This window comes from Citrobacter sp. Cu233 (genome assembly GCF_030332225.1).
In the GTDB taxonomy this organism is placed as follows: Bacteria; Pseudomonadota; Gammaproteobacteria; order Enterobacterales; family Enterobacteriaceae; genus Citrobacter.
The window spans coordinates 391,446-406,714 of the sequence record NZ_JAOWIF010000042.1 but is presented as its reverse complement, the minus strand read 5'-3'; the positions used below and the strand labels follow the sequence as shown (position 1 = coordinate 406,714).

The 15,269-nt window shown below is 52.4% G+C and carries 11 protein-coding genes and 1 pseudogene; 6 read left to right on the top strand and 6 right to left on the bottom strand.

The features are described 5' to 3' along the window. Window positions 1–308: 308 nt before the first annotated feature. Both OGX95_RS20415 and OGX95_RS20410 read left to right on the top strand, forming a co-directional pair. Window positions 309–1,946: a DUF3300 domain-containing protein gene (locus OGX95_RS20415; protein WP_286630769.1), complete on the top strand. Its 1,638-nt coding sequence runs from the start codon at window positions 309–311 to the stop codon at window positions 1,944–1,946. 9 nt (window positions 1,947–1,955) lie between these two features. After that, window positions 1,956–2,750, top strand: a complete 795-nt coding sequence (locus OGX95_RS20410) for a DUF2950 family protein (protein WP_286630768.1) — start codon at window positions 1,956–1,958, stop codon at window positions 2,748–2,750. A gap of 111 nt (window positions 2,751–2,861) precedes the next feature. On the opposite strand, the gene lpdA is transcribed toward OGX95_RS20410, so the two are convergent. From lpdA to pdhR, 4 genes are all read right to left on the bottom strand, one after another. After that, a complete protein-coding gene (lpdA, locus tag OGX95_RS20405; protein WP_286630835.1) occupies window positions 2,862–4,286 on the bottom strand; it encodes a dihydrolipoyl dehydrogenase in 1,425 nt (474 codons plus the stop codon). Between the two features lie 175 nt (window positions 4,287–4,461). Further along, window positions 4,462–6,348, bottom strand: coding sequence for a pyruvate dehydrogenase complex dihydrolipoyllysine-residue acetyltransferase (aceF, locus tag OGX95_RS20400; protein WP_286630767.1), 1,887 nt, complete (start codon window positions 6,346–6,348; stop codon window positions 4,462–4,464). 14 nt (window positions 6,349–6,362) lie between these two features. Beyond that, entirely contained in the window at window positions 6,363–9,026 is a 2,664-nt protein-coding gene (gene aceE / locus OGX95_RS20395; RefSeq protein ID WP_286630766.1) for a pyruvate dehydrogenase (acetyl-transferring), homodimeric type, read from the bottom strand. Between the two features lie 164 nt (window positions 9,027–9,190). Continuing rightward, window positions 9,191–9,955 carry a pyruvate dehydrogenase complex transcriptional repressor PdhR gene (gene pdhR / locus OGX95_RS20390; protein ID WP_137383704.1) on the bottom strand — a complete coding sequence of 255 codons (765 nt, stop codon included), beginning with the start codon at window positions 9,953–9,955 and terminating at the stop codon, window positions 9,191–9,193. A gap of 564 nt (window positions 9,956–10,519) precedes the next feature. Here pdhR and aroP point away from each other — a divergent pair. Continuing rightward, entirely contained in the window at window positions 10,520–11,893 is a 1,374-nt protein-coding gene (aroP, locus tag OGX95_RS20385; RefSeq protein WP_286630765.1) for an aromatic amino acid transporter AroP, read from the top strand. Between the two features lie 138 nt (window positions 11,894–12,031). Beyond that, a pseudogene (locus tag OGX95_RS20380) lies at window positions 12,032–12,115 on the top strand (glycosyl hydrolase); the annotation flags it as partial. A 75-nt stretch (window positions 12,116–12,190) separates the two neighbouring features. Here OGX95_RS20380 and ampE read toward each other — a convergent pair. Both ampE and ampD read right to left on the bottom strand, forming a co-directional pair. Further along, window positions 12,191–13,045: a beta-lactamase regulator AmpE gene (gene ampE / locus OGX95_RS20375; RefSeq protein ID WP_286630764.1), complete on the bottom strand. Its 855-nt coding sequence runs from the start codon at window positions 13,043–13,045 to the stop codon at window positions 12,191–12,193. Continuing rightward, entirely contained in the window at window positions 13,042–13,605 is a 564-nt protein-coding gene (ampD, locus tag OGX95_RS20370; RefSeq protein ID WP_286630763.1) for a 1,6-anhydro-N-acetylmuramyl-L-alanine amidase AmpD, read from the bottom strand. The genes ampE and ampD overlap by 4 nt, the downstream gene beginning before the upstream one ends. Before the next feature lie 87 nt (window positions 13,606–13,692). On the opposite strand from ampD, the gene nadC reads away from it, so the two are divergent. Continuing rightward, window positions 13,693–14,586, top strand: a complete 894-nt coding sequence (gene nadC, locus OGX95_RS20365; protein ID WP_286630762.1) for a carboxylating nicotinate-nucleotide diphosphorylase — start codon at window positions 13,693–13,695, stop codon at window positions 14,584–14,586. Window positions 14,587–14,827: 241 nt separating this feature from the next. Beyond that, window positions 14,828–15,265, top strand: a complete 438-nt coding sequence (gene ppdD, locus OGX95_RS20360; RefSeq protein WP_286630761.1) for a prepilin peptidase-dependent pilin — start codon at window positions 14,828–14,830, stop codon at window positions 15,263–15,265. The last annotated feature ends 4 nt before the right edge of the window (window positions 15,266–15,269 follow it).

Genomic DNA, 15,269 nt, shown 5'->3' with positions numbered 1-15,269 from the left:
CCCGGTACCGCAAAAGGCACAATAACAGGATTTTCGTTGGGTGTTAATCTGTTTACAAAAAAGCAACATAAAAAATTGGCTGAATCGTTAAGGATGGTCTAATGCTCTTCGCAATGGCAGAAGGGGAATGATAATTTTCGCCAGCAATGTTTAGTCACATTATTTCGCTCCCTGACAATAAACTTGCGTTAACGATCCCAAGATTCGTCAAAAATTAAACTATTGTCTCTTTATACTCACGGAACACTGCACCCACTGGCGGCAGGCATAATGACGATGACGATTCTTAATGAGTCGGGAGAGATAAAATGACGTTGCCCTTTAAGCCCCATATCATTGCTCTGGCGTGCAGTGCAGGGTTATTTGTCGGTGCGGGCGTACTGTTTGTAAACAGCCGCACACCAGAAACCCCCTCGCAGCCTGCCCCGGCAGTAGCGCCTCCACCGCCCGTTGCGGCGGCTCCCGCAGTAGCCCCGGTTGCGGCAACAACGTATACCACAGCTCAACTCGATCAGTGGGTCGCCCCTGTTGCGCTCTACCCTGACCCGTTACTTTCTCAGGTGTTGATGGCCTCAACGTATCCATCGAACGTGGTGCAGGCGGTTCAGTGGTCTCGTGATAATCCGACACTGCAAGGTGACGCCGCCATTCAGGCAGTGTCCGGCCAGTCATGGGACCCCAGCGTGAAGTCGCTGGTGGCATTTCCGCAACTGATGGCTCTGATGGGCGAAAACCCTGACTGGGTACAAAACCTGGGGAATGCGTTTTTGGCACAACCACAGGACGTGATGGATGCCGTACAGCGTCTGCGTTTGCTGGCCCAGCAAACAGGCTCGCTAAAATCCACACCACAGCAAACGGTCACGAACACCCAGAAAACAACGGTGGTTCAGACGCCATCATCATCAACGACGAAAGTGACCAGCAGCGCCCCCACATCGACGGTTATCAAAATTGAGCCGACCGATCCACAGGTGGTATATGTGCCGAACTACAATCCAACCATTGTTTACGGCAGCTGGCCTAATACTGCCTACCCGCCCGTCTATCTGCCGCCCCCCCCGGGAGAGCAGTTTGCCGATAGCTTCGTCAAAGGTTTCGGCTATAGTCTGGGCGTTGCGACGACCTATGCATTGTTCAGTAACATCGACTGGGATGACGACGACCATCACCATGATGATGACTACCATGACCATGACGGCCCTCACGGCGGTAATGGCTACCAGCACAACGGAGATAACATCAATATTGATGTTAACAATTTCAACCATATCTCCGGACAAAACCTGAAAGGACAAAACATTGCCTGGCAGCACAACCCTGCGTACCGTAACGGCGTGCCTTACCAGAACGACGCGGTCGCACAACGTTTTCATCAGACCAACGTTAGTGGGGGATTAAGTGCCACTCAACATACACCGGCCACCACAGCCACACGAGACAGCCAGCGTCAGGCTGCAATGACGCAGTTCCAACAGCGTAGCCAGACCTCCCCGGCAAACCTGTCGGGTCAAACATCGCGGGATGCTCAACGCAAAGCCGCCTCTTCACAACTCAATCAAATTGCCCAGCGCAATAACTATCGTGGCTATGACGAAACACAAAACAACAGCCGTCGTGAAGCAGCACAGAAGACGCTGAATAAATCCACTACGCAACAACAGCACCGCTCTGAACTGAAGTCAAAAGCTCAGCAGCATCCGGTTTCACAGCAGCAAAGGGAAACCGCTCGCCAACGCGTTGAATCATCCAACTCTCAACAACGTCTGGCCTCACGTCAGAATACGCATTCAAACGTCTTCAGCGGGAATGACAGTCGCTCACCGTCGTGGCAGTCCCAGCAACTACGTGGGCAGGAAAGCCGTCGTGCGAGCAACCTCAACAGCGGGCAGCGTGCTGCGGCACGTGAGAATTTGTCTGAGCACCACGAATTTCGCCGTCGTTAACCGGAGCCGATGATGAAAAAAATGATGTTAAGCGCCCTGTTGCTCTCCTTGCCGCTGGTGAGCTATGCGCAACAGGCGTTCACCTCCCCCGAAGAAGCGGCCAGTGCATTTGCCGCTGCGGTGGCGCAGCAAAATGAAAAGCAGCTCACGGCGCTACTGGGCGAAAACTGGCGACATTTTTTGCCACCAGAAGGGGCCGATCCGGAAGCGGTGGCACGCTTTAATCGCGACTGGAAGGTGAGCCATCACATTGTGATGCAGGACAATATGGCGCATCTCAACGTGGGGCAAGATGACTGGCAATTACCCATACCGATGGTGAAAACCAGCAAAGGCTGGGCGTTCGATATGACCGAAGCCCAGGAGGAGATCCTCACCCGAACGATCGGTCGCAACGAGCTTTCAGCAATCGAAGCACTGCATGCCTACGTTGACGCGCAGCAAAGCTATTACGCGCTGAACAAGTCGTATGCGCAAAAAATTGTCAGCAGCGAAGGTAAAAAAGATGGGCTATACTGGCCAGTCGCACCAGGCGAAGCGCCAAGCCCTCTGGGACCCGCCTTCAGCCCACAAGAACCCGGCACGGGTTATCACGGTTATCGTTTCCGCATACTGCCGGACAAAGCCAGTGGTTTTGCCATGGTTGCATGGCCCATTAGCTACGGTCACACCGGGGTGATGAGCTTTATGATTAGCGGCGATGACAATGTATATCAGGCCAACCTTGGCGAAGCATCGCAACAGAAAGCGCTGGCGATGACTGAGTACAGCCCTGAAAAAATCTGGCATCCCGTAGCCCCCTGAACAATCAACGCGTTGGTTATCACGTCATAAAGCGTCTGCCGGGGAAATTACGGTGACGTTTTAGGCAAAAAAAAACGCCTCCGAAGAGGCGTTTTCACAAAAGCGGGAAGATTACTTTTTCTTCGCTTTCGGGTTTGGCAGGTCGGTGATGCTACCTTCGAACACTTCTGCCGCCAGGCCCACGGACTCATGCAGAGTCGGGTGAGCGTGGATGGTCAGTGCGATATCTTCAGCGTCGCAACCCATTTCGATCGCCAGACCAATTTCACCCAGCAGCTCGCCGCCGTTGGTACCGACAATTGCACCACCGATAACACGGTGAGATTCTTTGTCGAAAATCAGTTTGGTCATACCGTCTGCGCAGTCGGAAGCGATAGCACGACCAGAAGCAGCCCACGGGAAGGTGGCGGTCTCAAAGCTGATGCCTTTTTCTTTCGCTTCTTTCTCAGTCAGGCCAACCCATGCAACTTCTGGTTCAGTGTACGCGATGGATGGGATAACTTTCGGGTCGAAGTAGTGTTTCTTACCGGCGATAACTTCAGCGGCAACGTGACCTTCATGAACACCTTTGTGCGCCAGCATCGGCTGACCGACGATATCGCCGATAGCAAAGATATGCGGTACGTTGGTACGCAGTTGTTTGTCCACGCGGATGAAGCCACGGTCATCAACTTCAACGCCCGCTTTGCCTGCGTCGAGGTTTTTACCGTTCGGTACACGACCGATAGCCACCAGTACGGCGTCGTAACGCTGTGCTTCAGCAGGCGCTTTTTTGCCTTCCATGGAAACGTAAATACCGTCTTCTTTCGCTTCAACGGCAGTCACTTTGGTTTCCAGCATCAGGTTGAATTTCTTGCTGATGCGTTTGGTGAAGACTTTCACCACGTCTTTATCGGCAGCTGGGATAACCTGGTCGAACATTTCAACCACATCAATCTCTGAACCCAGCGCGTGATACACGGTACCCATTTCCAGACCGATAATACCGCCACCCATAACCAGCATACGCTTCGGTACGGATTTCAGTTCCAGCGCGTCAGTGGAGTCCCATACGCGCGGATCTTCGTGCGGAATGAACGGCAACTGGATCGGACGGGAACCCGCCGCGATGATTGCGTTGTCGAAGTTGATGACGGTTTTACCGTTTTCACCTTCAACTTCCAGGGTGTTCGCCCCGGTAAATTTACCCAGACCGTTAACCACTTTCACTTTACGGCCTTTGGCCATACCCGCCAGACCGCCGGTCAGTTGAGTGATAACTTTTTCTTTCCAGGTACGAATCTTGTCGATATCAGTTTTCGGCTCGCCAAAAACAATACCGTGTTCAGCCAGTGCTTTGGCTTCTTCAATAACTTTTGCTACGTGCAGCAGCGCTTTAGAAGGGATACAGCCGACGTTCAGACAAACACCACCAAGGGTGCTGTAACGTTCTACGATGACGGTCTCCAGACCTAAATCTGCGCAACGGAAGGCAGCAGAGTAACCTGCCGGGCCTGCCCCAAGTACCACGACCTGAGTTTTGATTTCAGTGCTCATCATGACCTCTTAATTTATACCCGTCGTCCACCGGGTCGTTCTATCCGCCCGTATTTTACAAAATTGTTAACAATTTTGAAACAACAAACGGCAACCGATTTGTCTTTCGCACAATAACCCCACTGACTTCATGAGATTACCAGAAAAAAGCCGGCCGTCGGGCCGGCTTTTTCGCTTACATCACCAGGCGGCGAATGTCAGACAGCATGTTGTTGATGATAGTGATAAAGCGCGCACCATCTGCACCGTCGATTACACGGTGGTCGAAGGAGAGCGAAATCGGCATCATCAGACGCGGCATAAACTCTTTACCGTTCCACACTGGCTCCATAGAGGACTTGGAGACACCGAGGATAGCCACTTCCGGCGCGTTCACAATCGGTGCAAAGTGGGTAGTACCCAGGCCACCGATGCTGGAGATGGTAAAGCAACCGCCCTGCATTTCACCAGCGGTCAGCTTGCCATCACGTGCTTTCTTGGAGATCACAGTCAGTTCACGAGACAGCTCGGTAATGCTCTTCTTGTTCACGTCTTTGAAGACCGGAACAACCAGACCATTCGGGGTATCTACCGCAACACCGATGTTGATATATTTCTTCAGGGTCAGACGCTGACCGTCTTCAGACAGAGAACTGTTGAAGCGAGGCATCTGTTCCAGAGCGGCAGCAACCGCTTTCATGATGAAGACCACTGGGGTGAATTTCACGTCCAGTTTACGTTTCTCAGCTTCGGCGTTCTGTTGTTTACGGAACGCTTCCAGATCGGTGATATCGGTCTTATCGAAGTGGGTAACGTGCGGGATCATCACCCAGTTACGGCTCAGGTTAGCACCAGAGATTTTCTGGATACGGCCCAGTTCCACTTCTTCAATTTCACCAAACTTGCTGAAGTCAACTTTCGGCCAAGGCAGCATGCCCGGGATTCCGCCGCCAGTAGCAGCAGTTGGTGCAGCTTCAGCGCGTTTAACCGCGTCTTTCACGTATGCCTGAACGTCTTCGCGCAGGATACGGCCTTTACGACCTGAACCTTTCACTTTCGCCAGATTCACGCCAAATTCGCGTGCCAGGCGACGGATCAGCGGAGTTGCGTGGACGTAAGCGTCGTTTTCTGCGAAGTCAGATTTGCTTTCCGCTTTTGCAGCCGGAGCAGGAGCAGCTTGTGCCGGTGCAGCGGCCGGAGCCGGTGCCGCAGCTTGTGCCGGTGCAGCAGCAGGTGCAGCGCCTTCAACTTCGAAGACCATAATCAGAGAGCCGGTTTTCACTTTATCACCGGTGCTGATTTTGATTTCTTTCACGGTACCTGCGAACGGTGCCGGAACTTCCATCGACGCTTTGTCGCCTTCTACGGTGATCAGTGACTGCTCAGCGGCAATTTTATCGCCCACTTTGACCATCACTTCGGTCACTTCAACTTCGTCACCGCCGATATCCGGTACATTAACTTCTTTAGAACCCGTTGCCGCCGGAGCTGCCGCTGCAGCAGGAGCAGCAGCCTGAGCCGGTGCAGCAGCAGGCGCTGCGCCTGCGACTTCGAAGACCATAATCAGGGAGCCGGTAGACACTTTGTCGCCAGTGTTGATTTTGATCTCTTTAACGGTTCCTGCGAACGGCGCCGGAACTTCCATAGACGCTTTGTCGCCTTCTACGGTGATCAGAGACTGTTCAGCCGCAACGGTGTCGCCCACTTTAACCATGATCTCGGTAACTTCAACTTCGTCACCGCCGATGTCTGGTACGTGTACGTCTTTTGCCGCTGCTGCAGCGGGTGCCGCGGCCGGAGCGGCTGCTTTCTTCTCTTCTGCCGGAGCAGGTGCAGCTGCTGCTGCACCGTCGGCGGAATCGAAAATCATGATCAGTTTGCCGGTCTCAGTTTTGTCGCCAACAGAGACTTTGATCTCTTTAACGATACCAGCCTGAGGAGACGGAACTTCCATAGAGGCTTTGTCGCCTTCTACGGTGATCAGCGACTGTTCAGCTTCAACTTTGTCGCCCACTTTGACCAGGATCTCGGTGATTTCAACTTCATCAGCCCCGATGTCCGGTACATTGATTTCGATAGCCATTATTCTTTTACCTCTTACGCCAGACGCGGGTTAACTTTATCTGCATCGATATTGAATTTGATGATTGCGTCAGCAACCACTTTCTTATCGATTTCACCACGTTTAGCCAGTTCGCCCAGAGCCGCTACAACCACGTAGGAAGCATCAACTTCGAAGTGGTGACGCAGGTTTTCACGGCTGTCAGAGCGACCGAAGCCGTCAGTACCCAGTACGCGATAATCATCAGCCGGTACATAAGTACGAACCTGTTCGGCAAACAGTTTCATATAGTCAGTCGATGCCACTGCCGGAGCGTCGTTCATCACCTGAGCGATGTACGGAACGCGCGGAGTTTCCATCGGGTGCAGCATGTTCCAACGCTCACAATCCTGGCCATCACGCGCCAGTTCAGTGAAGGACGTTACGCTGTATACGTCAGAACCTACACCGTAGTCGTTCGCCAGGATCTGTGCTGCTTCACGGACGTGACGCAGGATAGAACCGGAGCCCAGCAGCTGAACTTTACCTTTGCTACCTTCGAGGGTTTCGAGTTTGTAGATACCTTTACGGATACCTTCCTCGGCACCTGCTGGCATTGCCGGCATGTGGTAGTTTTCGTTCAGCGTGGTGATGTAGTAGTAAACGTTCTCTTGTTTCTCACCGTACATACGCTCCAGACCATCATGCATGATGACCGCAACTTCGTACGCGTAAGACGGATCGTAAGAGATACAGTTCGGGATAGTCAGAGACTGAATATGGCTGTGACCATCTTCGTGCTGCAGACCTTCGCCGTTCAGCGTCGTACGACCAGAAGTACCACCGATCAGGAAGCCACGAGCCTGCTGGTCACCTGCCTGCCAGCACAGGTCACCGATACGCTGGAACCCGAACATGGAGTAGTAGATGTAGAACGGGATCATCGGCAGATCGTTGGTGCTGTAAGATGTTGCAGCAGCCAGCCAGGACGCGCCAGCACCCAGTTCGTTGATACCTTCCTGCAGGATCTGACCTTTCTCGTCTTCTTTATAGTATGCAACCTGCTCACGGTCCTGCGGGGTGTACTGCTGGCCGTTCGGGCTGTAAATACCGATCTGACGGAACAGACCTTCCATACCGAAAGTACGCGCTTCGTCAGCGATGATCGGAACCAGACGATCTTTGATCGATTTGTTCTTCAGCATCACGTTCAGGGCACGAACGAAAGCGATGGTAGTGGAGATTTCTTTGTTCTGCTCTTCCAGCAGCGCACCGAAGTCTTCCAGCGCCGGCAGTTCCAGCTTCTCGGTGAAGTTCGGCTGACGAGCAGGCAGGTAACCGTGCAGTTTCTGACGCTGAGCGTGCAGATAGGTATGTTCTTCAGAACCTTCCGGGAAGGTAATGTAAGACAGGTTTTCAACCTGCTCATCGGTTACTGGCACATTGAAACGGTCGCGGATATAACGCACGCCGTCCATGTTCATTTTCTTAACCTGGTGAGCGATGTTTTTACCTTCGGCAGTGTCACCCATGCCGTAACCTTTGATGGTATGGGCGAGGATTACAGTTGCTTTGCCTTTGGTTTCCTGCGCTTTTTTCAGTGCAGCGTAGACTTTCTTCGGATCGTGACCACCACGGTTCAGAGCCCAAATCTGCTCGTCAGTCCAGTCAGCAACCAGTGCTGCGGTTTCCGGGTATTTACCGAAGAAGTGCTCACGAACGTAAGCGCCGTCTTTGGATTTGAAGGTCTGGTAGTCACCGTCAACGGTTTCGTTCATCAGTTGGATCAGTTTACCGCTGGTGTCTTTACGCAGCAGCTCATCCCAACGACCGCCCCACATGACTTTAATCACGTTCCAGCCAGCACCCGCGAAGATGCCTTCCAGTTCGTTGACAATCTTGCCGTTACCGGTGACCGGGCCGTCAAGACGCTGCAGGTTACAGTTGATAACAAAGACCAGGTTGTCCAGTTTTTCACGGGTCGCGATGGTGATCGCACCTTTAGATTCTGGCTCATCCATCTCGCCGTCGCCCAGGAAAGCGTAAACGGTTTGTTTAGAGGTATCTTTCAGGCCACGGTGTTCCAGATATTTCAGGAATTTAGCCTGGTAGATAGCACCGATTGGACCCAGACCCATAGATACGGTCGGGAACTGCCAGAATTCCGGCATCAGTTTCGGGTGCGGGTAGGAAGACAGGCCTTTACCATGGACTTCCTGACGGAAGTTGTTCATCTGCTCTTCAGTCAGACGACCTTCCAGGAATGCGCGTGCGTAGATGCCCGGGGAGATGTGACCCTGGAAGTACACCAGATCGCCACCGTCCTGCTCGTTGCGTGCACGGAAGAAGTGGTTGAAGCAAACATCATATACCGTTGCGGAGGACTGGAAGGATGCCATATGGCCACCCAGCTCAAGATCCTTTTTAGACGCACGCAGTACGGTCATGATGGCGTTCCAGCGGATAGCAGAACGAATACGACGTTCCAGCTCCAGATTGCCCGGGTATTCCGGTTCATCTTCAACGGCAATAGTGTTTACATAATTGCTGGCCCCTGCACCTGCCGCTACTTTCACGCCGCCTTTGCGGGCTTCTGAAAGCAGTTGGTCGATCAGATACTGAGCACGCTCAACACCTTCTTCACGGATGACCGATTCGATCGCCTGTAGCCAGTCGCGAGTTTCGATCGGATCCACGTCATTTGGGAAACGTTCTGACATGGGGGTATTCCTTATCTATCTAATACGTTGAGTTATCTGGAACCTGTCCCATTGTGTTCTCGCTCGCGAGACCACAATAAGACAGGTTCTGCGTTTAGTTGCCGCGCTTTACATTCGCGCTTGATTTACAACATCTTCTGGTTAACGTTCTGCCAGAAAAATCACTAATTCTTTCGTTGCTCCAGGCGGCGTAAGGCGCGTTCACGACGACTTTCCTCACGGCTTCTGTCCAGGAGAATCTCTTCGATAAATGCCAGGTGACGGTGCGACGCTTCACGCGCCTCTTCCGGCTTCCCGGCGATAATTGCTTCAAAAATGCGGGTACGGTGACTGCTTACCAGCGGCAGCATCTCGCGACGCGCATACAGCAATTCAAAGTTTTGACGGACATTCTGGGCCAGCATCGGCTCCATACACCTTAGCAAATGGAGCAGTACCACATTATGTGCCGCTTCGGTGACAGCAATTTGATACTGAAGTACTGCATCAGATTCACCGTCAAGATCGCCGGACTGTTGAGCAAGCTCGATCGCCTGATGGAGTTCACGGATACGCGTTTTGTCTTCATCCGTGCTGCGCAGTGCGGCGTAATATGCCGCAATACCTTCCAACGCATGGCGCGTTTCGAGCAGGTCAAACTGGGATTCAGGATGGTCGGAGAGCAGTTCTACCAGTGGGTCGCTAAAGCTCTGCCACAGGCTGCTCTGAACAAAAGTGCCACCGCCCTGACGACGAAGCAGTAAGCCCTTCGCTTCGAGGCGTTGGATCGCCTCACGTAAGGAGGGGCGGGAAACGTCGAACTGTTTTGCCAGCTCGCGTTCCGGTGGGAGTTTTTCTCCGGGGCGAAGTGTCCCCTCAAGAATTAAAAACTCCAGCTGCTGCTCAATCACATCGGAGAGTTTTGGTTGGCGGATTTTGCTGTAGGCCATGATTTCCTGTCTTAAGCCATTTGCCCGGAGTCAATTGGTCTTACCAATTTCATGTTCTTGACGCTAAAGTAACAAAGTATTCACCTTCTGTCCATACAGGTTTTGATTGAAATCAGTAAAGGAGGCATATTTTAACAACATTACAGAAATAACGTTTCAAACATGTAACTATGCACAAATGTTAAATTTACCCATCCCGAGGTAGTTTTAACCGAATTGAAACGAAAAAATATATTATCTGAACCGATTCACCTGCTTATTTATCGATTTATCAATCACTATTTTTGAATAAAAATTCAAATTGGAAATTTTGTGGTAGATAAACTCGCGCTTACAAATGGTTTCTTTTTATTCAACTCGTCACTCACGCCGCATAAAGCAGGTGCATTCGCGCTCGCATAACACTATTCTGATCAAGACAAAAGTCTTTAGGCAACATTTCATAATTCACTGCTGTAAATAAATTAATACAACAAACGGAATTGCAAACTTACACACGCGTCACTGCGTGGTTCAAAATATAAGTACTCGAAAGATGAAGAGTAAAACCACACACGAGGTTTCATGATGGAAAGTCAACAGCATGGCGATCAGCTAAAGCGCGGCCTTAAAAACCGTCATATACAGCTTATCGCGCTGGGTGGCGCGATTGGTACCGGGTTATTCCTCGGAAGCGCATCCGTTATTCAGTCTGCAGGGCCGGGGATTATTCTGGGTTACGCTATCGCCGGATTTATCGCTTTTCTGATTATGCGTCAGCTAGGTGAAATGGTGGTGGAAGAGCCGGTAGCAGGCTCCTTTAGCCACTTTGCTTATAAATACTGGGGCAGTTTCGCGGGTTTCGCCTCTGGCTGGAACTACTGGGTATTGTACGTATTAGTTGCCATGGCTGAGCTAACCGCTGTAGGTAAATACATTCAATTCTGGTATCCGGAGATCCCAACATGGGCTTCGGCAGCAGCCTTTTTTGTGATCATCAACGCCATTAACCTGACCAACGTGAAAGTGTTCGGTGAGATGGAGTTCTGGTTTGCCATTATTAAAGTCATTGCCGTAGTCGCGATGATCATCTTCGGCGGCTGGCTGCTGTTCAGCGGCAACGGCGGCCCGCAGGCCAGCGTCAGTAACCTGTGGAGCCAGGGTGGATTCCTGCCACACGGCTTCAGCGGGCTGGTAATGATGATGGCTATCATCATGTTCTCTTTCGGCGGTCTGGAATTGGTCGGGATCACCGCAGCAGAAGCAGATAACCCGGAGCAAAGCATCCCGAAAGCCACTAACCAGGTTATCTACCGTATCCTGATTTTCTATGTGGGTTCGCTGGCCGTCCTGCTCTCTCTGATGCCATGGACGCGTGTGACCGCTGACGTCAGCCCGTTTGTCCTGATCTTCCACGAACTGGGCGACACGTTTGTGGCTAACGCGCTTAACGTCGTGGTACTGACTGCCGCCCTTTCTGTCTATAACAGCTGCGTGTACTGCAACAGCCGTATGCTGTTCGGCCTGGCTCAGCAAGGTAACGCGCCGAAAGCGTTGATGAGTGTCGATAAACGCGGCGTACCGGTGAACACGATTCTGGTTTCCGCACTGGTTACCGCACTGTGCGTACTGATTAACTATCTGGCACCGGAATCTGCGTTTGGCCTGCTGATGGCACTGGTGGTTTCCGCATTGGTCATCAACTGGGCAATGATTAGCCTTGCGCATATTAAGTTCCGCAAAGCAAAACAGCAGCAGGGCGTCGCCACTCGCTTCCCGGCACTGCTCTACCCGCTGGGTAACTGGATCTGCCTGATTTTCATGGCAGCAGTACTGGTAATTATGATGATGACGCCGGGCATGGCTATCTCTGTGTACCTGATCCCGGTATGGATAGCCATTCTTGGCATTGGCTATCTGTGCAAACAGAAAACGGCCGGCGCCGTGAAAGCGCATTAATTTTCCCTCCCCCACCTGCACCTGGTGGGGGTTGTTATCTGCTTTACACTTTCCCACAGATGACTGTTTAGTTCATATCAGCGGCGCTATCCTGCAACGCAAAAACACCAGCACCAGACAATAATTCTCTCCATATCACATCGCCACACCCGCCTGAAGCTTGTACGCTGGGATGAGAACGGAATGCCGAATTTTGGCGTGCCACCAACGGATACGTATTAAGTCGTTACACCGTTATCCGGTCTACACATGCGCCAGGCCGGATAATGCGGTTACGCCGCCATCCGGCAACAATCGCTAGATCAGCGTGCCATAAATTGTCAGCAGCGCAATCACCACAACCACGACAAACGACGTTTTCTTCGCCATTGCAACGGCTGCTTTCGGCGTTTCGACCTTATCAGTATGTGGCTCACGCGCCAGCGAGAACTGCGCCAGACGCGTCAACACCTGATACTGCGAAGTATGCATATCCGCCAGCGAGGCAAACCAGGCGGGCAACGCCTTCTCACCGTGTCCTAACAGCGCATAGACCACACCCGCCAGACGTACCGGAACCCAGTCCAGGACATGCAGGATCGCGTCAATACCTGACTGCAGACGCTGATGCGGCGTCTGGTAGCGCGCCAGCCAGGACTGCCACGCACGTAAAAAAGCATAGCCGACCAGCGTCACCGGTCCCCATGGACCACCGACGATCAACCAGAATAGCGGAGCCAGATAAAAGCGAAAGTTGTTCCATAACAGCGCGTTTTGTAGCTCACGCAGAAACTCTCGTTCATCACAATCCGGTGGCACACCATGAATCAGCGTCAGCTCGCTGGCCATCGCCTCACGGGCGTGCGCATCATTACGTGAAGCCGCATTCAGGTAGGCATGATAATGAAGACGCACCTTGCCAGCACCGATGCACAGCACACCAATTAAGATCCACACCACCAACAGCGGAACATTAAACAACACCCCATGCAGCGCGCGCAGTAACAGGAATGTCAACACCATCGCAATAATGGTCATTCCTAACGTTCGCGCCATAGAGAAATGCTTAACCCGCCGGAAAAAAGCCTCAATCCGGTGATCAAGCTGCCAGTGCTCACCCAGCTTAAACAAGCGCTCAACAATCAGCACCAGTAATGTTGTAAACAGCGTCATGTCATCTCCTTGTGTGACGAGGGGGTGACCAGGGCGAGAAACCTTGCCCAGTCAAAAGATGGCCCAGGATCGGTCTTCCGTTCAGGCGCAATATTGCAATGCCCGGTCATGTTGCTGGCAATCGCCGGATAACGCTGAATCAGCGTCTGCGTCACGGCAGCCAGTTGCTGGTACTGCACATCGGTATAAGCCAGCGTATCCGTACCTTCAAGCTCAATACCAATTGAAAAATCATTACAGCGTTCACGCCCCTGATAGCAGGAGACGCCTGCATGCCAGGCACGTTTGTCAAAGGGAACATATTGCACGACCTCACCATCACGGCGGATCAGACAATGGGCAGAAACGCGCAAATGGGCAATTTGTGCAAAAAAAGGATGGGCGTTGGGATCAATTGTTCCAGTAAATAACGCGTCTATCCATGGGCCGCCAAATTCACCGGGTGGCAGGCTGATATTATGCACTACCAGCAAAGAAGGGCTTTCGTCATCCGGGCGGCAATCGTGATGAGGAGAGGGAACGCGTCGCGCCTCTGCCAGCCAGCCCTCGTCTAACAACATGCAGAATCTCCTTATTGGTGGTGCTCATATCAGGTTCAGGGTAGCATGTTTCTACCTTATGATTCGTTAGCAATTTGGAGTTTTATCATGCCGCCTCGCCGCTATAACCCTGACTACCGACGTGACGCGCTGTTGGAACGCATAAATCTCGATATCCCTGCCGCGGTTGCCCAGGCGCTGCGCGAAGATTTAGGCGGAGAAGTTGATGCCAATAACGATATCACCGCACAGCTTTTACCTGAAGATATGCGTTCCCATGCCATCGTCATTACACGCGAAGAGGGTGTTTTTTGTGGGAAACGCTGGGTGGAAGAGGTCTTTATTCAGCTTGCTGGCGATGATGTCAGCATCAACTGGCATGTTGAAGATGGCGACAGCATTAAGGCTAACCAACCGCTGTTTGAACTGGACGGCCCTTCCCGCGTGTTGCTTACCGGCGAACGTACCGCACTCAACTTTGTGCAGACACTGTCTGGCGTTGCAAGCGAAGTGCGTAAATACGTCGACCTGCTGACCGGGACAAAAACTCAACTGCTGGATACACGTAAAACGCTACCTGGGCTGCGTACGGCGCTGAAATACGCGGTGCTCTGTGGCGGCGGCGCGAATCATCGTTTAGGTCTTTCTGACGCCTTCCTGATTAAAGAGAACCACATTATTGCTTCCGGTTCAGTACGTCAGGCCGTGGAGAAAGCCTTCTGGCTACACCCGGATGTTCCGGTTGAAGTAGAAGTGGAAAGCCTTGATGAACTGGACGATGCGTTGAAAGCCGGAGCGGACATCATCATGCTGGACAACTTCGAACCCGACCAAATGCGCGAAGCGGTCAAACGTACCAACGGCCAGGCGCGTCTGGAAGTATCTGGTAACGTCACCGATGAAACGCTACGCGAATTCGCGGAAACCGGCGTGGATTTCATCTCTGTGGGCGCACTGACCAAACATGTCCGCGCACTCGACCTCTCGATGCGTTTTCGCTAATCGCTGACTGTTCTGCCCGATGGCGCTTCGCTTATCGGGCCAACTCCCTCATTTACACCAACCGCCGGACCCGGGATTGACACCACCGTCCGGCGGTTTCTTCGAGCACTTTCGCAAATATGCTTTCCGGTTCTGAAACCGACATAAAAACTGCGGAAGCCGCCTTCCCGATTTATTTTTTGCCGCTCGCCCGCTTCTCCGGGGTTTGCCAAAGTGCGCTTATTAACCCAAGGAGCGAACGATGGATAAACAACGCGGATTCACCCTTATCGAATTGATGGTGGTCATTGGCATTATCGCCATTCTCAGTGCCATCAGCATTCCGGCCTATCAGAACTACCTGCGCAAAGCGGCACTGACCGATATGTTGCAAACCTTTGTCCCCTACCGTACCGCGGTTGAACTCTGCGCGCTGGAACATGGCGGCACCAACACCTGCGACGCCGGAACCAATGGCATCCCGTCAGTCACCACCACGCGCTATGTGTCAGGTATGAGCGTCGAGAAAGGCGTGGTTTCCCTTACCGGCCAGGAAAGCCTGAACGGGCTTAGCGTCATCATGACGCCCGGTTGGGATAACGCCAACGGCATAACGGGCTGGACCCGTAACTGCAACGTCCAGAATGACGGTGCGCTGCAACAGGCTTGTGAAGACGTTTTTCGCTTTGATGCCAACTAAGGAA